At 67.6% G+C, this 19,192-nt stretch carries 16 protein-coding genes; 6 read left to right on the top strand and 10 right to left on the bottom strand.

The window, feature by feature from the left end; translation table 11 throughout:
• The first annotated feature begins 3 nt into the window (after window positions 1-3).
• Complete coding sequence (gene exaC / locus IAE24_RS05660) at window positions 4-1,527, top strand: acetaldehyde dehydrogenase ExaC (protein ID WP_012207447.1); 1,524 nt, start codon at window positions 4-6, stop codon at window positions 1,525-1,527.
• Between the two features lie 67 nt (window positions 1,528-1,594).
• Window positions 1,595-1,969 (top strand): DUF779 domain-containing protein, encoded by a 375-nt coding sequence (locus tag IAE24_RS05665; RefSeq protein ID WP_034398973.1) that lies wholly within the window; start codon window positions 1,595-1,597, stop codon window positions 1,967-1,969.
• 18 nt (window positions 1,970-1,987) lie between these two features.
• On the opposite strand, the gene IAE24_RS05670 is transcribed toward IAE24_RS05665, so the two are convergent.
• Together IAE24_RS05670 and IAE24_RS05675 are read right to left on the bottom strand one after the other, a co-directional pair.
• Window positions 1,988-2,575, bottom strand: a complete 588-nt coding sequence (locus IAE24_RS05670; RefSeq protein WP_199959196.1) for a peroxiredoxin — start codon at window positions 2,573-2,575, stop codon at window positions 1,988-1,990.
• Window positions 2,576-2,698: 123 nt separating this feature from the next.
• A complete protein-coding gene (locus IAE24_RS05675) occupies window positions 2,699-3,166 on the bottom strand; it encodes a nuclear transport factor 2 family protein (protein WP_012207455.1) in 468 nt (155 codons plus the stop codon).
• 85 nt (window positions 3,167-3,251) lie between these two features.
• Between IAE24_RS05675 and IAE24_RS05680 the strand changes: the two genes are divergently transcribed.
• Window positions 3,252-3,830, top strand: a complete 579-nt coding sequence (locus IAE24_RS05680) for a TetR/AcrR family transcriptional regulator (protein ID WP_199959194.1) — start codon at window positions 3,252-3,254, stop codon at window positions 3,828-3,830.
• Between the two features lie 43 nt (window positions 3,831-3,873).
• Here IAE24_RS05680 and IAE24_RS05685 read toward each other — a convergent pair whose 3' ends face one another.
• The 5 genes from IAE24_RS05685 to IAE24_RS05705 form a co-directional block, all read right to left on the bottom strand.
• Window positions 3,874-5,913: an ABC transporter permease gene (locus IAE24_RS05685; RefSeq protein WP_325100509.1), complete on the bottom strand. Its 2,040-nt coding sequence runs from the start codon at window positions 5,911-5,913 to the stop codon at window positions 3,874-3,876.
• Window positions 5,910-7,127 carry an efflux RND transporter periplasmic adaptor subunit gene (locus IAE24_RS05690; protein WP_199959193.1) on the bottom strand — a complete coding sequence of 406 codons (1,218 nt, stop codon included), beginning with the start codon at window positions 7,125-7,127 and terminating at the stop codon, window positions 5,910-5,912. Before IAE24_RS05690 ends, IAE24_RS05685 begins: the two co-directional genes overlap by 4 nt.
• Window positions 7,128-7,193: 66 nt before the next feature.
• Complete coding sequence (locus IAE24_RS05695) at window positions 7,194-9,599, bottom strand: TonB-dependent siderophore receptor (protein WP_325100510.1); 2,406 nt, start codon at window positions 9,597-9,599, stop codon at window positions 7,194-7,196.
• Window positions 9,600-9,973: 374 nt separating this feature from the next.
• Entirely contained in the window at window positions 9,974-11,080 is a 1,107-nt protein-coding gene (locus IAE24_RS05700; RefSeq protein WP_233630761.1) for a FecR family protein, read from the bottom strand.
• Window positions 11,044-11,721, bottom strand: coding sequence for an RNA polymerase sigma factor (locus IAE24_RS05705; RefSeq protein ID WP_199959188.1), 678 nt, complete (start codon window positions 11,719-11,721; stop codon window positions 11,044-11,046). Before IAE24_RS05705 ends, IAE24_RS05700 begins: the two co-directional genes overlap by 37 nt.
• 552 nt (window positions 11,722-12,273) lie before the next feature.
• On the opposite strand from IAE24_RS05705, the gene IAE24_RS05710 reads away from it, so the two are divergent.
• Both IAE24_RS05710 and groL read left to right on the top strand, forming a co-directional pair.
• Entirely contained in the window at window positions 12,274-12,564 is a 291-nt protein-coding gene (locus IAE24_RS05710) for a co-chaperone GroES (RefSeq protein WP_012207457.1), read from the top strand.
• A 46-nt stretch (window positions 12,565-12,610) separates the two neighbouring features.
• On the top strand, window positions 12,611-14,254 hold the full coding sequence (gene groL, locus IAE24_RS05715) for a chaperonin GroEL (protein WP_013800679.1): 1,644 nt from the start codon (window positions 12,611-12,613) through the stop codon (window positions 14,252-14,254).
• A 109-nt stretch (window positions 14,255-14,363) separates the two neighbouring features.
• On the opposite strand, the gene IAE24_RS05720 is transcribed toward groL, so the two are convergent.
• Complete coding sequence (locus IAE24_RS05720; protein ID WP_199959186.1) at window positions 14,364-15,641, bottom strand: aminotransferase-like domain-containing protein; 1,278 nt, start codon at window positions 15,639-15,641, stop codon at window positions 14,364-14,366.
• Between the two features lie 111 nt (window positions 15,642-15,752).
• A complete protein-coding gene (gene hglS / locus IAE24_RS05725) occupies window positions 15,753-17,168 on the bottom strand; it encodes a 2-oxoadipate dioxygenase/decarboxylase HglS (RefSeq protein ID WP_097201377.1) in 1,416 nt (471 codons plus the stop codon).
• 166 nt (window positions 17,169-17,334) lie between these two features.
• Here hglS and IAE24_RS05730 point away from each other — a divergent pair, with 166 nt between their 5' ends.
• The gene (locus IAE24_RS05730) at window positions 17,335-18,255 is read left to right on the top strand and encodes a LysR family transcriptional regulator (RefSeq protein WP_012207461.1); all 921 of its coding nucleotides are present in this window, start codon (window positions 17,335-17,337) and stop codon (window positions 18,253-18,255) included.
• On the opposite strand, the gene IAE24_RS05735 is transcribed toward IAE24_RS05730, so the two are convergent.
• Window positions 18,230-19,192: a CobW family GTP-binding protein gene (locus tag IAE24_RS05735; protein WP_199959185.1), complete on the bottom strand. Its 963-nt coding sequence runs from the start codon at window positions 19,190-19,192 to the stop codon at window positions 18,230-18,232. The two genes, IAE24_RS05730 and IAE24_RS05735, sit on opposite strands and share 26 nt — an antisense overlap.

Here is a 19,192-nt window from a genome sequence, read left to right on the forward strand (position 1 = left end):
AGCATGACCGTCTACGCAGCACCCGGCGCCGCTGGCGCCAAGATCGCCTACAAGGCCCGCTACGACAACTTCATCGGCGGCAGGTTCGTACCTCCGGTCAAGGAGCAGTACTTCGACGTGGTCACCCCCATCAGCGGCAAGGTCTACACCCGCGCCGCGCGCTCCACGGCCGAGGACATCGAACTGGCGCTGGACGCCGCCCATGCCGCCAGCGACGCCTGGGGCCGCACCAGCGCGGCCGAGCGTGCCAATGTCCTGCTGAAGATCGCCGACCGCATCGAGGCCAACCTGGAGCTGCTCGCCTATGCCGAGACCGTGGACAACGGCAAGGCCATCCGCGAGACGCTGAATGCCGACATCCCGCTGACCGTGGACCATTTCCGCTATTTCGCGGGCTGCGTGCGCGCCCAGGAAGGCGCGCTCAGCCATATCGACGAGACCACGGTGGCCTATCACATCCAAGAGCCGCTGGGCGTGGTGGGCCAGATCATTCCCTGGAACTTCCCCATCCTCATGGCGGCCTGGAAGCTGGCGCCCGCGCTGGGCGCGGGCAACTGCGTGGTGCTCAAGCCGGCCGAGTCCACGCCCATCAGCATCCTGATCCTGGCCGAGCTCATTGCCGACCTGCTGCCGCCCGGCGTGCTCAACATCGTCAACGGCTTCGGCCGCGAGGCCGGCATGCCGCTGGCCACCAGCAAGCGCATCGCCAAGATCGCCTTCACGGGCTCCACCTCCACGGGCCGCGTGATCGCCCAGGCCGCGGCCAACAACCTGATCCCGGCCACGCTGGAGCTGGGCGGCAAGTCGCCCAACATCTTCTTCGCCGACGTGATGGACAAGGACGATGCCTTCCTCGACAAGGCCGTCGAAGGGCTGGTGCTGTTCGCCTTCAACCAGGGCGAGGTCTGCACCTGCCCCAGCCGCGCGCTGATCCACGAAAGCATCTACGACCGCTTCATGGAGCGCGTGCTCCAGCGCGTGGCCGCCATCCGGCATGCCAACCCGCTGGACACCGACAGCATGATGGGCGCGCAGGCGTCCAAGGAGCAGCTCACCAAGATCCTGTCGTACCTGGACCTGGGCAAGCAGGAGGGCGCCGAGGTGCTGGCCGGCGGCGGCCAGGCCCATCTGGGCGGCGACCTGGAAGGCGGCTACTACGTGCAGCCCACGCTGTTCAAGGGCCACAACAAGATGCGCATCTTCCAGGAGGAAATCTTCGGCCCCGTGCTGGCCGTGACCACCTTCAAGGACGAGGCCGAGGCCCTGGCCATTGCCAACGACACGCTCTACGGCCTGGGCGCGGGCGTGTGGAGCCGCAACGGCAACGTGGCCTACCGCATGGGCCGCGCCATCAAGGCCGGGCGCGTGTGGACCAACTGCTACCACGCCTATCCGGCGCACGCGGCCTTTGGCGGCTACAAGGAATCGGGCATCGGCCGCGAGACCCACAAGATGATGCTGGACCACTACCAGCAGACCAAGAACCTGCTGGTCAGCTACAGCGAGAACAAGCTGGGCTTCTTCTGAAGTTCTTCCCAGGTGAATGCGGCCGGCGGCGCACAGCGCTGCCGGCCGCCCAGGAAAGGGCCAACCCATGGTTGACAAAGTGACTGCCACCGACGCCGCGCTGGCGCTGATCGCCGACCTGCAGGCCCAGCACGGGCCGGTGTTCTTCCACCAGTCCGGCGGCTGCTGCGACAACAGCGCCGCCAACTGCTACCTGCCCGGCGAGCTGACGATAGGCGCCCAGGACGTGCTGCTGGGCCAGGTGGGCGGCGCGCCCTTCTACATCGGCAAGTCGCAGTACGAATACTGGAAGCACACCCAGCTCATCCTGGACGTGATCGAGGGCCAGGGCGGCACCTTCTCACTGGAGGGCAGCACGGGCAAGGCCTTCCACACACGCTCCAGGCTGTTCACGGACGAGGAATACGCCGAGATCCTGGCCAGCGAGGGCAACGGCCCCTGACAGGGGCCGCGCGACGGGCTACTTTCCGGTCAGCCGCTTGACCGCGGCCTCGGTCTGGCGCACATGCTCGTCCGGGTCCGAGCCCATATGCACGAAGCGGACCTTGCCGTCCTGCCCGATCACGTAGGAGATGCGGTCGGCGCGCTGGGGGTCGGCGGCGGCCGAGGCGTCGTAGGCGCGGATGGTCTGCGCCTGCGGGTCCGATGCCACGGCGAACTGGTCGCGGCAGGCCTCGGTGGAAAAGCGCTTGAGCGTATCGATGTCGTCATGCGACATGCCCACCACCGTGGCGCCCATGGCCGCGAAACGCGGCGTGGCCTCGGCAAAGGCGTGGGCTTCCATGGTGCAGCCCTGCGTGAAGGCCTTGGGGAAGAAATACAGCACCACCGGCCCCTTCTTGAGCGTGGCGGCCATGTCGAAATCGAAGGCCTTGCCCGCCACCGCTGCCGGCGTGGTGAAACGCGGCGCGTTGTCGCCCACCTTGAGCGCGGCCTGGGCCAGCGGCGACAGCAGCAGCGCCGCCAGCAGGGGAGCGGCGGCACGCGCGCAGCGGCGGCCCAGGGATGCGCGTGGGTGGATGGAATCGCCGCAGCGGATATCGGACATGCATGGCCTCCTGAGCCTGGAACGGGATGCCCCATTGTGGCCAATCGGCCCGGGCCGCTGGCGCATTTGCCGTGGATCAGCGCGGGGATTCGACACCTGGGGCGTGGCCCGAGGCCTTGCTGCCTACAGGCCCAGGTCGGACAGACCGGGGTGGTCATCGGGGCGGCGGCCCAGCGGCCAGTGGAACTTGCGCTCCGACTCCTGGATGGGCATGTCGTTGATGCATGCGAAGCGCCGGCGCATGAGACCGTCGGCCTCGAATTCCCAGTTCTCGTTGCCGTACGACCGGAACCAGTTCCCGGCGTCGTCGTGCCACTCATAGGCATAGCGGACCGCGATCCGGTTTTCTCCGTACAGCCAAAGCTCCTTGATCAGCCGGTAGTCCAGCTCCTTCTTCCACTTCCTCTCAAGAAGGGCCTGGGCCTCGGCGCGGCTGTTGGCGAACTCGGCCCGGTTGCGCCATTTTGTGTCGGGGGTATAGGCCATCGCGACCTTGGCCGCATCGCGTGTGTTCCATCCATCCTCGGCCAGACGGACCTTTTGAACGGCGCTTGCGAGAGAGAACGGGGGCAGAGGTGGGCGGGTTTCCATGATGTGACCTTTTGAAGAGATGTAGAACGATCTGTCTACATGCGCCACTCTAACGGAGGTGGAACGATCTGTCTACAATGTCTTCATGAAAACTCCCGAGCCATCCTTCGAGTCATTGCCCCCCCGTGAGCGCATCCTGGTGGCCGCCCACGGCCTCTTCTACGCAGAGGGCATCCGGGCCACGGGTGTGGACCGGATCATCGAGCGGTCGTCGGTTAGCAAAGTCACCTTCTACCGCCAGTACGCCAGCAAGGACGACCTGATCCGGGCGTACCTCGACTACCGCCATGAACGGTGGATTTCCTGGTTCCAGGCCAGCCTGGCGCAGGCGACCGCGACGGGCTCGTCCGCGTTGGATGCCCTGTCCACCACCCTCAGGAGCTGGTTCGGCCAGCCCGACTTTCGGGGCTGCGCCTTTCTCAATGCCGCTGCCGAACTGGGCTCGTCCGACCATGAGATCCTGGCAACGGTCCGGCGGCACAAGCAGGAAATGTCGTCCGTGCTGGATCGCCTGTTCGGTGGCCATCCCGTGTCCGTGGGCGCTGCGCTCACCCTGGTGGCGGATGGCGCCATCGTCCATGTGCAGATGGGTCAGCCGATCGATGAAGTCATGGAGAACTTCAAGGCAGCGGCAGCGGGGGTTGTGAGCCGCCCCGGGTCTTGAGGAGGCTCAGGCATCCGTTGCGCAAGTTCCGCACCGGGCCCCGTTACTCCCCTGCCAGCGCAACGACAGGATCGAGCCTTGCCGCCTGTCGGGCCGGCATGAAGCCGAACACCAGGCCCGTCGCCACCGCACAGCCGAAGGCCAGCAGCATGGCTCTCGCCGAGAAGACCAGTTCGCTGCCCCAGACGATGAGACCCGCCCCGATGGCCACCCCCGCCACGACGCCGGCGGTTGCGCCGACCATGGTCACCAGCACGGCCTCGGTGAGGAACTGTCGCTGGATGTCCCTTTGGCGCGCCCCGGTGGCCATGCGGATGCCAATCTCGCGCGTGCGCTCCTTCACCGCCATGAGCATGACGTTCATCACGCCGATGCCGCCCACCAGCAGGGACACGGCGGCGATCAGACTGAGCATGGTCGTCATCGAATCCTGGGCCTGGGCCTGCGCCTGCAAGCGCGCGGCCGCGTTGGCGACGAAGAAATCCTCGCGCCCGTGGCGCAAGCGCAGCAACGCCTCGATGGCCGCCTGCGCCGGCAGCACGCTCGGCGAATCCCGCGCCTGGACCACCGTGTAGTGCGGATCGAAGCTGCGACCGTTCGGAAAAACGCGCTGGATGCCCGAGCGGTAGGGCACCACCACCAGGTCGTCTTGCGAACTGCCGCCATCGCCGGCGCCCTTGGCCGCCATGACGCCGACCACCTGGAACGGCGTATTGCCGATGAGAAGTTGCCTGCCCAGCGGCGATTCATCTTCGAAGAACCGCTCGCGCACCTTCTGCCCGATCACGACCACCGGCGCCAGCTGTTCGTCCTCCGCCTCGGTAAAGAACCGGCCTTCTGCCACCGGCCAGTGATGGATGGACGGCCATGCATGGGTGGCCGCGATGGTGTCCGCCTGCCAGGCCAAGTTGCCATGTCGCAGCATGGCCGGGTCGCGCGCCACGGGCATGGCGTGCGCCACTTCCGGCAGCTTCTCCATCTCTTCGAGGTCGGCCAGGGTCGTCACGCCCTGCGGACCACCCTGCGGTGGCGGGCGGTTGTTGATGTACATGACGGTCGAGCCCATCGCGCCCAATCGCGCGACCACATCCTCGCGCGCTCCCATGCCCACGGCCAGCATCACGATGACCGAGGCCACGCCGATGACGATGCCCAGCAAGGTCAGTGCGGTGCGCGAGCGGTGGATGCGCATGGAGCGCCAGGCCGATCGCAGCGCCTCGCGCAGGTCGGACAGCAGCGGCGTGCCCGGCTCCAGCCGCGCCCGTGCCGCGCCGGGTGTGGGGATGGCGGCGAGCGCGAGGTCTGACGCGGCCTGGCCTGACGCGGCTCGGCCTGTCGCGGCTCGGCCTGTCGCGGCGCGGCCTGTCGCGGCGCGGCCTGTCGCGGCGCGGCCTTCCCGGACATCGCCGACGATGCGCCCGTCGCGGATCTCCACGACGCGCCGGGCCTGTGCCGCCACCTCGCGGTCGTGGGTGATCAGGATGATGGTGTGGCCGGCATCCGCCAGCTCGTGCAGCAGCGCCATGACCTCGGCGCCGCTTTGGCTGTCCAGCGCGCCCGTGGGCTCGTCGGCCAGGATGATGCGCCCGCCATTCATCAGCGCCCGGGCGATGGAGACGCGCTGCTGCTGTCCTCCGGACAGCTGGTTGGGTCGCAGGTGCAGCTTGCCGGCAAGCCCCAGGCGCCCCAGCAGCGCGCCTGCACATTCTGCGCGCTCGGCCCCGGTCTTGCCGGCGTAGATCGCCGGCATCTCAACGTTCTCCTGCGCGGAGTCGGTGGCGATCAGGTGGTAGCCCTGGAACACGAAGCCGAAGGCCTCGCGTCTAAGCCAGGCCAGCTCGTCGGCGACCAGGTCGGCCACGTCACGGCCGTTGAAGCGGTACGTGCCTTGACTCGGCCGGTCCAGGCAGCCCAGCAGGTTCATCAGCGTGGACTTGCCCGAGCCGGACTGGCCGACGATGGCGACGAATTCCCCGGCATGGATGGCCAGGTCGATGCCATGCAGCACCTCCACCACGGGGCGCCCCGTGGTGGCGCCGCCATAGCGCTTGCGGATGCCCCGCAGTTCGATCAGCGGGGTCACCACCGCAATCTCCTGGGGCCTGCGGCCGGGGCCGTCTCACCGGTGATGATCCGGTCCCCTTCGGCCAGCCCCTCCAGCACCTCCGCCTGAAGGCGGTCCCTCACGCCCAGACGCACACGGCGGACTTCCACGACCTGGTCGGGTGACCGCTCGGCAAGCAGGCGGACCTCGTGCGTCTTGTCGGTGTGGAGGTCGCTGGCGGTCTTGAAGGCGGCCAGCGGAGCGACAAGCACCCCCTGGGCCGCCGCAGCCACCACGGTAGCTTGGGCCGTCATCTGCGGCATCAGGGCGCCGTCGGGATTGTCCACGTCGAACAGCACGGTGTACTGCACGGCCTTCATGGCGGGCGCCGCAGCAGCGCCGCTGCCACCGGCGGCACCGGCACCGGATTGCACGGGCGGGGCCGGCAGCACCTGCCGCACCTTGCCGCTCCATCGGCGCCTGTCCCCTCCGAGCGTGGTGAAGTAGGCAGCCTGGCCCACCTTGACATGGCGGATATCGGCCTCGGACACCTCAGTCCACACCGTCATCCGCGAGAGGTCGGCAATGCGCAGCACCGCGGGCGTCTGGTAGGTGGCGTTCAGCGTCTGGCCTTCCTTGACGTCGATGCCTGTCACCACGCCTTCAATGGGTGCGTAGATGCGCGTGTAGCCCAGCCGCGCCTCGTCGGCGCGCAGACTGGCAGCCGTCTGGCGAATCGTGGCCTCGTACTGCGCCACCTTGGCCCGCGCCGAGCGCCGCATGGCGGCGGCCGTCTGCACGTCCTCCAGCCGGGTGGCTCCATCACGCGCCATCTGCTGCTGGCGGCTGTACTGCTGGCCGGCCAGCTCCGCCTGGGCCTGTGCATCGTCCAGCTGGGCACGCAGGCTGGCAATCCGGGCCTGTCCGGCCTCCACGGTGGCCGCCAGCACGCTGGCGTCGATCTCGGCCAGCAACTGGCCCTTGCGGACCGTATCGCCCGGCTGCACGTGGATATGGGTGATCTGGCCTGATACCTGGGCGCCCACGTCCACCGAACGCACGGGTTGCAAGGTGCCGATGGCCGCAACGCTCGATTCGATGTCGCCGCGGCCGACCGTGGCCGTCTGCCATCGCGGCGATGAATCCGGCCGCAGCAGGAGCCAACCCGCGGCAGCGGCCACCGGAATCAGGATCGCCAGGGCGAGCCTGCCCGCGCCGGGCCGCCACCGGCGCTGCGTGGAGTGCGGCGGCATCACCGGGCAGCCTCGCAACTCGATGTGGCGTTACGGCGCATGTCGTCGTGCTTTCCGTCCCGCCGGTCAGTAGTCATAGCGCAGGGTCACCGCGAAGCTGCGCGGCGTGCCGGCGAAGACGCCACCGTAGTTGTTGTTGGTCGGGATGGTCTGGTAGTAGTGCTTGTCCAGTGCGTTGCGAACGTTGACCTGCAGCCGCAGGCGGCTGGTGAACTGGTAACCCGCATGCAGGTTCAGCAGCGTGTAGCCGCCCTGCTGGATGCGAAACCCGGCACCGTCGTGCGACATGGCGCTCTGTGCCTGCACGCTGCCGCCCACACGCCAACGTCCACCGGGCAGGCGGTAGTCGGTGGACAGCTTGAAGACCTTGCGCGGCAAGGTGGTGTTGTAGTGCTTGCCCGCATTGGGGCCGGCCACGTACTTCGGGTCGCTGAAGGTGAAGCCGGCGGCAACGTTCCAGCCTGGTGCGGGCGAGCCCGTGACCTCCAGGTCGATGCCACGGTTGCGTACCTTGGCGCCCTCTGTGTAGCAGCGGGCGCCGCCACTGAGCCCGCAGGTCGAGGCCATGCTCAGGGCCACCGGCAGGTTCAACTGGTCGGTCTGGAACACGGCCAGCGCAGTCTGCAGGCGGCCGTCGAAGAACTGGCTCTTCACTCCGGCTTCGTAGTTCTTGCCCTTCACCGGGTCGAGCAGGCCGCTCGGGCTGTAGTACTGCTGGATCGAATAGATGTCGGTGTAGCTGGCGTAGAGCGCATGCGCAGAGCTCAGGTCATGGACCACGCCCGCATACGGAATGAACTGCCGGCCGGAGTCGAACGATGCGGTGGTGTACGGGCTGCGGGAGGAATAGTCCGACCAGCTCAACCGGCTGCCGACAATGAAGCTCAGCGCCTCTGTGGCGCGCAGGCGGGTGGCGATGGAAGCGCCCTTCTCGTTGCGCTCCAGCGCATAGACGGAGGGCGTGCTGCCGAAGCCCGGCACCCGGATCGAGGAGAAGTCGAAGCCGGTGACGTCTATCGTCTGCGAGCCCCGGGGCGCGTAGATGTCGTAGTCGAAGTTGTCCCTGCGGGTGCTCAGGCCCAGCATGAGCTGATGCTGGCGGCCGAACAGGGTGTAGGGGCCTGTGGCATGCAGGTCGAAGGCGAACTGCTTGTCGGTGTACTCCGCGTCCACCCAGGTCAGGGCATGGCTGCCGCCCGAGATCCGTGCGGGGTAATTGGCAACGAAGCTGGCCTTGGAACGCACCGCGTTGAAGGCGGCGGCCAGGTTCCAGCCGTTGCCCAGGCGGTGCTTCACGTCGCCGAAGACGGTGTAGTTGTCCCGGTTCAGGTGCGCGTCGGGACCTGCTTGCGAGGCCGAGCGGTCCAGGGGGTAGAACGAGCCATCTTCCCGCGTGTTGAAGCCGCCCCAGTCATAGCCCTGGTGGTTGTCGCGCTGCGCGCTGAAGCCGAGGCTGGCCGTCGTGGCGGCGCCCAGGTCGGTCTCCACGATGGCGTAAAGCATCCGGTTGTCGGCCTCGGCGCCCTGCCTGAAGCTGTTGGACTGGTTGTTGAGCAGGACGGCGCGGCCGCGCACGGTGCCTTGGGCATTGAGCGGGCCGGATACGTCGAACTGCGCCCGGTAGTCCGCCCAGGAGCCGGCGCCGACCTCGGCACTCATCTGGAACTCGCGCGTCGGCCGCTTGCGCACCAGGTTGATGACGGCCGACGGGTTGCCCGAGCCCTGGAGCAGGCCGTTGGCGCCGCGCACCACCTCCACCCGGTCGTAGATCGCCATGTTGTTGAGCGACATGGCGTCGGCCGAAAAGCTCTCGGCCATGCTGGTGGACAGGCCATCGATCTGCAGGTCCGTGACCTGGAAGCCCCTGGAATAGAAGTACGAGCGCTCGGTGCCCAGCTGGCTGTAGGTGACACCCACAAGGGCATCGGTCACGTCGTCGAGTGACTGCATGTTGGCATCGCGCATCTGCTGCTGCGTCACCACGCTGACCGATTGCGGCGTCTCGCGGATGGACAGGTCCAGTTTGGTGGCAGTGCGCACCCGGTCCGCGGTGTAGGAGCCGGTGCCTTCGGTCGCTCCATTGGCATCGGCTTGCGCCGTCACCGTCACTTCCGCCAAAGTCACCTTGGAAGCCGCAGCCGCTGCTGTCTGGATGGTGAAGGTACCGGGCTGCGTGCTGACGGCGGCCAAGCCCGTTCCAGCCAGCAGTCTTGCCAAGGCTTCGCGTGCACTGAGATTGCCGCTGACTGCTGCGCCTTGGCGTCCTTCGACCAGCCCGTCATCAAAGAGCACCTGCGCTTGCGTCTGGCGGCCAAATGCCTTGAGGGCTTCAAGCAGGGGCTGGGCCGCGATGTGAAAGGGCTGGCGGGTTTCCATGGCGGCGGCGGGCTGGGCCAGCGCCTCGCCGGGGCTGACGGCCATCACGGCTACCGCTGCCGACACGAGCACCGCCACCAGGCTGGGCCGCAGCACAGGGCCGCACTCCTGTGTGCGGACAGACCGCGCACGGTGCGCGGCCAGCTTCCCATTGTTGTTCTCGAAACGTTCCCTCGTCTGACCTTGGTACATGACCTGTAGCTCCTGGATTCCTTGTGCGTACGACGACGGCAGGCCCAGGGCAGGAAGGCGGGTACGCCCGCTTGCCAGATCAGGCGGGGGCGTAGAGGACAGCCAACTGCGCGGGGATGCCGCTTGCTTGCGGCCGTTGGCTGGGAATCAATCAGAAAGCGGTGATTGCTCATTTCCGTGGCTGGCAGCCCCGGGGCGCAGAAATTCCTCACCCCTACCCATGAAGAAGCAGGAAAAGGCAAAACCAGAGAACCCGGCAAAATGAAACAATTTGTATCTCAACGAAAACCGATCAGCCAGCCACCCTCGGCGCGCCGCTGCACGCGCACGCTGGCTACGCTGGGCAGGGCCAGGAGGAAGCGTTCCGGCTCCTCCAGCGCAAGCAGGCCCGAAACAGTCACGGCCTGGAGCGCAGGGCTCTCTATCTCCACCGGCTGGCCGAGGTAGCGCGACAGTTCATCCGCCACATGCCGAAGCGTGGCGCGCTTGAAGTAGATCTGCCCGGTCCGCCATTGCGCAACGTCTTGCGTTGCCACTGAAAGGCTGCGGCGGCGCCCGCTGGCGGGATCGATGGCCACACCCGCACCCGGGCCCATGGCGAGCACGGGGGCTTCGGGATGGGTCTTTGAGCGCACCTCGACGCGCCCTTCCTGCACCTGCACCACGAATTCCGGCGGGGCTGCCCGCACATTGAATGCGGTGCCGACGACGCGCACCTGGCTGCCGCTGCTGTCCACGGTGAAGGGCTTGCCGGCATCCGCCGCGACCTTGAAGAAGGCCTCGCCCTGGTCGAGTACGGTTTCGCGCCGGCGGGGGTAGTAGCGCACCTGAAGGCGGCTGTTGGCATTGAGCGCCACCTGCGATCCATCGGGCAGGTCGATGCGGCGAAGTTCGCCGGGAGCGGTGGCGATATCGACCGCATAGCTGGCGGTGTTGTCCCAGCGGTGCCAGCCGTACCCGGCAACGACCACGGCGAACAGTGCTGCGGCGAAGGCCGATGCCATGGCGGGTCTGCGCGGCCGGTCCGCGGCCCCTGCAGCACTGCGTGGCTGCGGCGCCGGCCTGCCGGCGCGCGGCGCTTCGCGGGCGGCGGCCGCTGGCGGGTTGCGTCCGTAGACGGCCGGGAACATGGCCTTGAGCTGCTCCGCTTCACGCCAGGCGCGGCCGACACCGTCCATGGCCTCGCGATGGGCCGGGTCCTGCGCCAGCCACTCGTCGAGAGCGCGCTCGTCCGCGCCCGACCAGCCGGGCTGCTGACGACGCACATACCACTCGCCCGCGCGATGGTTGAGCCCAAGCACCTGCTCGGGCGGGAGGTCCTGCAACCGGGAATGGCCTGGCTCTGCGCTCATGCTCTTTTGCCCTGCGCCGGTGGGGCGGCGCATTCGTCGTCGTTGTCTTCTTCGGCGTCCAGTGTGCTCTGCAGGGCCTGCAGGCGCCTCATCTGAGTGGCACTTGCGAACAAGATGCGCGTCTCGCAATAGCCGACGGCCCGGCCCAGGTGCTTCACCACCATCCGTGTACTGATCCCCATGCAATCGGCGGTTTCCTCAACGGTGCGCCCCTCGATCCGTTGAAGAATGAAGGCTTCGCGCTGCCGCGGCGGCAGTTCCTGGATCGCCTCGTGCAGCCGCGTCAGTCGCTGGCGGCTCTCGGCTTGACGCTCGGTGTCTCCGAAGCCCTCGGCAGAGATGGCAAGCAGCTCTTGCTGGCAGTCGTCATACGGAACACTCTGGAGCCCGTGCGCCTCCGGGCCCTTTTCCCAGTCTCGCGCCGCCACGCTGCGCACGGTCTGCCGCAGATAGGGCTGCTCCTGCCCGGGCTCGAGATTCCTGCCCGTGGCGGCCACCCGCGCGAACACTTCCTGCGCCGCGTCCTCGACCGCTGCGGTGGTTCGAAAGTGTCGGCGCAACATGCGCATCACAGGCGTGCGCCAACGCGTATAGAGCGCAACCAGGGGAGCCTCTGGAGTCTGGCGCCCAGGTATCGGCTCACCCCGCGCTGCGGAGACCGGATTGCGTTTCATCCCCTAGCCTTTGCGCCCGGGAGGAATGCAGCAGCCGAGCGTGAACCGGCAAGGGCACTGCATTCGTCAGTGATGAAAGTGTGGAGGTGAGGCACAACGCGCAGATGGGCAAACGATCCGTGGCGCCGGGGGCTCCGCGCATCGGATGGACAACGACGGGGAGGGGCGCCCTGGCCATGTGCGCAGATCGCATGGATGAATGAGATTCATTCCCATTCTAGCGCCTGGACATCCTGCAACCAGGACTCTGGCCGCCAGCAGCGCGCCGCAGGAACTCCATCGGCGCGGGCTCCGCAGATGCCACGTCTTGCCATGGTGCTGGCCGAGCGATGAGCCAACACCCACCGGGAATCCGTGGCGCAAAAGCATGTGAGGCGTCGTTACACACTGCGGCACATCCGACCCTACCCCTTGAATCCTGGCCGAATTGCCTTATTATTAGCACTCGTTGGGTATGAGTGCTAACAGTCCTCTGTCCCACATTGCTTCGAATGCCGGCCCGCCGGGCCGGCAAGTCTTTGTTTCAACTTTGTTGATGATTTAGGAGTTGGTATGAACCTGCGTCCCCTGCACGATCGCGTGATCGTGAAGCGCCTCGAGAACGAAACCAAGACGGCTTCGGGCATCGTGATCCCCGAGAATGCCGCCGAGAAGCCCGACCAGGGCGAAGTGCTGGCAGTGGGCCCCGGCAAGAAGAACGACAAGGGCGAAGTGATCGCTCTGAACGTGAAGGTCGGCGACCGCGTTCTGTTCGGCAAGTACAGCGGCCAGACCGTCAAGGTCCATGGCGACGAACTGCTGGTGATGAAGGAAGACGACCTGTTCGCAGTCGTCGAAAAGTAATCCGCGCTTCGAAACCGCACTTTCCAACTGAATCCGGAGAATTGAAATGGCAGCAAAAGACGTAGTTTTCGGCGGCGAAGCACGCGCCCGCATGGTTGAAGGCGTGAACATCCTGGCCAATGCGGTCAAGGTCACCCTGGGTCCCAAGGGCCGCAACGTGGTGCTGGAGCGCTCCTTCGGCGCCCCCACCGTGACCAAGGACGGTGTCTCGGTCGCCAAGGAAATCGAACTCAAGGACAAGCTGCAGAACATGGGCGCCCAGCTCGTGAAGGAAGTGGCCTCCAAGACCAACGACATCGCCGGTGACGGCACGACCACCGCCACCGTGCTGGCACAGGCCATCGTCCGCGAAGGCACCAAGTACGTGGCCGCCGGCCTGAACCCCATGGACCTCAAGCGCGGCATCGACAAGGCTGTCGCCGCCCTGGTGGAAGAGCTGAAGAAGCAATCCAAGGCCACCACCACCTCCAAGGAAATCGCCCAAGTCGGCTCGATCTCCGCCAACTCCGACGAATCCGTGGGCAGCATCATTGCCGAAGCCATGGACAAGGTCGGCAAGGAAGGCGTGATCACCGTTGAAGAAGGCAAGTCGCTGGCCAACGAACTCGACGTCGTCGAGGGCATGCAGTTCGACCGCGGCTACCTGTCGCCCTACTTCATCAACAACCCTGAAAAGCAGGTTGCCCTGCTGGACAACCCCTTCGTGCTGCTGTTCGACAAGAAGATCAGCAACATCCGTGACCTGCTGCCCACGCTGGAAGCCGTGGCAAAGGCCGGCCGTCCCCTGCTGATCATTGCAGAAGACGTCGAAGGCGAAGCCCTGGCAACGCTGGTGGTCAACACCATCCGCGGCATCCTGAAGGTTGTGGCTGTCAAGGCTCCTGGCTTCGGCGACCGCCGCAAGGCCATGCTGGAAGACATCGCCATCCTGACGGGCGGCAAGGTCATCGCTGAAGAAGTGGGCCTGGCGCTGGACAAGGTGACCCTGGAAGACCTGGGCCAGGCAGTGCGCATCGAAATCGGCAAGGAAAACACCACCATCATCGACGGTGCTGGCCAAGCTGCTGAAATCGAAGCCCGCGTCAAGCAGATCCGCATCCAGATCGAAGAAGCCACCAGCGACTACGACCGCGAAAAGCTGCAAGAGCGCGTGGCCAAGCTGGCTGGCGGCGTTGCCGTGATCAAGGTTGGCGCTGCCACCGAAGTCGAAATGAAGGAAAAGAAGGCCCGCGTTGAAGACGCCCTGCACGCTACCCGCGCTGCTGTGGAAGAAGGCATCGTGGCCGGCGGCGGCGTGGCTCTGCTGCGTGCCAAGCAAGCCGTGGGCGACCTGAAGACCGGCGATGCCGAGCAGGACGCCGGCATCAAGCTGATCATGAAGGCCATCGAAGCGCCCCTGCGCGAAATCGTGGCCAACGCCGGTGGCGAGCCCTCGGTGGTGGTCAACGCCGTGCTGAACGGCTCGGGCAACTACGGCTTCAACGCTGCCAACGACACCTACGGCGACATGCTGGAAATGGGTATCCTGGACCCGACCAAGGTGACGCGTACGGCCCTGCAGAACGCCGCTTCCGTGGCATCGCTGCTGCTGACGACCGAAGCCATGATCGCCGAGTCTCCCAAGGCTGAAGGCGGCCCTGCCATGCCCGACATGGGCGGCATGGGTGGCATGGGCGGCATGGGCATGTAATTGCCCGCCGCAACCGGGCAGGCCTTGCGCCATGCCCGGTTTGCCCAGCAAGACAAAGGCCGCCCTCGGGCGGCCTTTGTCATTGCATGAACGCTTTTGCCGATGTCTTTCAGGACACGGCCTGGCCCCAGGCCCGGCCCAGGCGTGCCACGGCCTCGGTGATCTGGGGCACGGTGGGCGCCGCATACGACAGGCGCATGCACAGGCCGGCCTTGTCTGCCGCATCGGCCGGGAAGAAGGCCTTGCCCGGCACATAGAGCACGCCCTGCTCCACCGCTGCCGTGAACAGCGCACGGGCCAGGGCCTGGGAGTCGCCCGCAAGCCGCTGCGGCGGCAGCAGCTGGGCCCAGACGAACATGCCGCCCGCAGGCCGCACGAAGCGGATCTGATCGCCCAGCGCCGACCGCATGCCAGAGCACAGCGCATCCATGCGCGCCGCGTACTCGGCGCAGGCCTGGGCCAGCTGGGGCGCATAGCGGCCCGAGCGCAGATAGTGCGCGGCGATCATCTGCGCCAGCGGCGAGGTGCACAGATCGGCCGTCTGCTTGGCGATGGTGCAGCGGCGCAGCAATTGGGCGTCGGCCAGCATCCAGCCGATGCGCAGCGCAGGCGCCACGGTCTTGGACAGGCTGGACAGGTAGACCACGGGATTGGCCTGGGCGCCGCACAGCGCCAGGCCCGTTTCGTAGATCGACGGTTCGCGCTGGCCGGTAAAGCGCAGCTCGCCATAGGGGTCGTCCTCGACGATGACAAAGCCATGCTGGCGCGCCAGCTCCACCAGGGCCGTGCGCCGCGCTGCGGGCAGCAGGGTGCCGCCCGGGTTGGAGAAGTTGGGCACGGTATAGAGCAGCTTGGGGGCACGCGCATGGGGCCACTGCGCCAGCAGGCGGGCCAGGGCCTCGGTGTCCAGGCCCTGCTCGTCCGTGGGCACGGCAACGACCTGTGCCTGGGCCAGCTTCAGGGTCTGCAGCGTGGCCGGGTAGGCGGGCACTTCGACCAGCACCGGGTCGCCGGGCTCCACCAGCACCTTGACCAGCAGGTCGAAGGCCTGCTGCGAGCCCGTGGTCACGATCATGTCGGCCGGCGTGCAGGCAATGCCGCGCGTGGCGCACAGCGCGGCCAGGGCTTCGCGCAGCGCAAGCTGGCCTTCGCTGGCGCCGTACTGCAGGCTGGTGGCGGCATCCTGCTGCAGCGCGGCCATGGCGGCCTGCTGCAAACCTTCGGCATCGAACAGGCTGGGCGATGGATAGCCTCCGGCCAGCGAGAGCATGCCGGGACGGCTCAGGTAGGGAAACAGCTCGCGGATCGGCGAGCCTTCGGGCTGTGCGAACAGCGGGTTGAACAGATGGGCGGTGGGCGACGACGCGCCCTGGTCTGCGGTGCTCATGAAGGCCTCCGGCAAATGGCAAAAACAAAGGGGCGCACGCGCAGGCCTGGCGCCTGTGCATGCGCCCCGGGGAAGGGGATCAACGGTGGCGGGCTCAGCCCGGGTCGGCGCTTATGCGGCGACCTTGGTGGCCTGGCCGCGCAGCGCGCTGCGCAGCTGGTCGATGGAGCGCTGCTGGGCCTGCTCGTACAGCGCGATCTCGTCATGCACGCGGGCACCCAGGTCGGCCTCGAAGGCCTGCTGGGCCGCATGGGCCGCGTACTGCTTTTGCTCTTCGCCGCCCAGGTTGGACTGGAAGATGCCGGCCGCGCTCACGGGCAGGAAGTCCTCGTAGACGATGGGCTCGGCCTGGGCCAGGCCGCGGGCGATCAGGGCGTCCAGGTCAGACGCGGCGGCCGCTGCGGCCTCGCCTGCGGCCAGGGCGGCTCCCTCGTCGCTCAGCGTGAAGCGGTAGAAGGCCAGGTCTTGACGGCGCAGCTGCTCATGGGTGTCAGGGAAAGCCTCGAAGACCTGGGCCAGGCGGCTGCCGTAGTCGGGTGCGGCACTGCCTGCGCTGCCCATGTCGCGCACCTGGGCCAGCAGCTGGTCGTAGAGCGCGCGGCCCTTGCGGGTCAGCGCCACGCCGCGCTGCTCGATCTCGCCGAAGCGCGCCGTGTGCGAGCCCGCGCCCGTGGCATCGCCCGCAAAACGCACGGTCTCCTTGAGCGCCTTGAAACTGGTCTGGCGCAGCAGGATGGGGCAGGCGCGGCGCGGCGGACCTTCGACCACGTCCTTGGCGTCCATGCCGCGCTCGGGCATGGCGGCCTGGGCCGCGTCGATGTCCAGCGTGCGCGGCGTCAGGTGGTTGATGTGCGGGCCCTTGAAGCAGACCACGTCGGCGATCAGGCGGTGGGCCTTGTGCAGCGCGTCGTAGGTAGTGCCGTCCACGGTGGACTCGCTGTGCCAGCGGAAGGTCTCCAGCGCCTCGCGCACGAATGCGTCGGCATCGGCGTCGGCCAGGCCGCCATGGGCTTCGGCCTGGGCGATCAGCGCCAGCGCGCGTTCGGTGAAGATGCTGCGTTGCGCCAGGATGGCGCCCGCCTGGGCCCGCAGCGCCTCGTCGGCAATCAGGTCCAGGCGCAGCAGCGAGGTGAAGACGCGGAAAGGGTTGGCCAGCAGCGCCGCATCGCCCACGGGGCGGAAGGCCGTGGAGTGCACGGGCACGCCGGCCACCGACAGGTCGTAGTAGCCCACGGGCTCCATGCCCATGATGGCGAACAGGCGGCGCAGCATGGACAGCTCGGCCGCCGTGCCCACGCGGATGGCGCCGTGGCGCTCCACGCCCAGGCGGGCCAGCTCGCCGCTGCGCTGCATCCGGGCCAGCAGCGCGGGCTCGGCCTGCAGGGTACGCTGGTTGATGTCGGCCACGAGTTCGATCAGCGTGCCGTACTGGGGCACTTCATCGCGGTACATCTCGGACATGGCGCTGGAAAACCGTGCGCGGATCTCGTCGGAGGGCACGAAGGTGTGGGCAGGCGTAGAGGACATGGTGCTCGTGGGGACTGAAGTTGGAGCCACAGGGCAGCCCTGCGGCAGAGTGGATTCCTGGCACGCATGCTAGGTCTGCGCCTTGAGCCTGGTCAAACGATAATCAGGCCCATAGGTCATTCCCAAACAGAATGCCCCTCCCACGATTGCCCCACCGCCCTCTGCCATGCTGCTGTCCCGCCGTTTCCTGCCCCCCATGTCCCTGCTGTGCGCCTTCGAGGCGGCGGCCCGGCACCAGAGCTTCACGGCAGCTGCGGCCGAGCTGCACCTGACGCAAAGCGCCGTCAGCCGCCAGATCCGCGCGCTGGAGGAGCGGCTGGAGGCGGAGCTCTTTGTGCGCGAGCGCCAGACCGTGCGCCTGAGCCCGGCCGGCCAGGCCTATGCGCAGGAAATCCGGGGCGCGCTGATGCGCATCTCCACGGCCACGCTGGGCTTTCGGGCCAACCCGCGCGGCGGCAGCCTGAACCTGGCCATCCTGCCCACCTTCGGCACGCGCTGGCTGGCGCCGCGCCTGCCGCAGTTCTTCAGCGCCCACCCGGGCATCACCATCAACCTGACGACGCGGCTGTCCCAGTTCGACTTCCAGCTCGAAGCCGTGGACGCCGCCATCCATTTCGGCCTGCCGCACTGGCCGGGCGCCGAGCTGGCCTTTCTGATGAGCGAGACCGTGGTGCCTGCCTGCAGCCCCGCCCTGCTGGCCCAGCATGGCTTTGCCCAGCCCCAGGACCTGCTGCAGGCGCCGCTGCTGCACCTGGCATCGCGCCCCGATGCCTGGCAGCGCTGGCTGTCCGTGCACCATGCGCCCATGGCCGAGGGCCAGGGCATGCTGTTCGACCAGTTCGCCACCGCAGCCCAGGCCGCCATCGCCGGCGTGGGCGTGGCCTTGCTGCCACGCTTTCTGATCGAGCGGGAACTGGCCCAGGGCGATCTGGTGCGTGCCCTGCCCCATCTGCCCGAGATGGAAAGCGCCGAGCGCTACTACCTGGCCTGGCCCACGAGCCGCGGCAACTACCCGCCGCTGCAAAGCCTGCGCGAGTGGCTGCAGCAGGCAGCCCAGGATTTCATGCGGGACGGCCCGCAGCCCTGACGCCCGCAGCGCCTGCCACCAGCGCCTGCAGCGCGGCCACCGGCAACTGCCCGGCCAGGCCGATGGCCACGATGGCGGGCACCTGCTGCTGCACGGGCGCGGGCGCTGATGCGGCACGCAGCCGGCCGCTGCGCCCGGCAAATTGAAGCTCGCTCCAATGGTCCGCCCCGGTCTGCACCACGCCCTTGAGCCGCAGCACGCCAGCCGGCATGGCCTGCAGCCACGCCTGCAGGGCCGTCTCGGACAGCACCCCGGGCGGCTGGCAGGACCAGGTCTCGAACTGCCGGCCATGCATGGGGCGCGCAGTGCTGGCACCCCATGAGACCTCCCGCACGCCACGCATCAGGGCTGCGCCACTGAGCAGTTCCACGGGCACCCGGGCTTCGTGCACATCGCAGCGTTGCGCGGCTGGCGCGTGGCTGGCTATCCAGCCGTGCACGCGCTCCAGGGTCCGGGCATCGGCCAGATCGGTCTTGTTGACGATGACCAGGTCGGCCCGGGCCACCTGGCGCTGCAGCGTGTCGGCCAGCAGCGGATCGGCCGTCTGCCCGGGCAGGGCAGCGGCATCGACGACCACGATGACGCCGTCCAGCGCCAGTGCGGGATCGGCCAGGCCCAATTGGGCAATGCGCCAGGGGTCGGAGACGCCGCTGGCCTCGACCACCACGGCGTCGAAGCGCTCGCGCTGCTGCAGCACGCCGATCAGGGCCATGGAGAGGTCATCGCCGATCTGGCAGCACACGCAGCCATTGGTCAGCGCGATGGTGTCGCCGCTGTGGGCCTTGATCAGGCCTGCATCGATGTTGAGCGCACCGAAGTCGTTGACCAGCACGGCCAGCCGCTGGCCATCCGCATGGCGCAGCCAGTGGTTGAGCAGCGTGGTCTTGCCGGCGCCCAGGAAACCGCCGATGACCGTGAACGGCAGCCGCTGTCCCAT

The organism is Delftia sp. S65, from assembly GCF_016516495.1.
GTDB classification, from domain to species: domain Bacteria; phylum Pseudomonadota; class Gammaproteobacteria; order Burkholderiales; family Burkholderiaceae_C; genus Comamonas; species Comamonas acidovorans.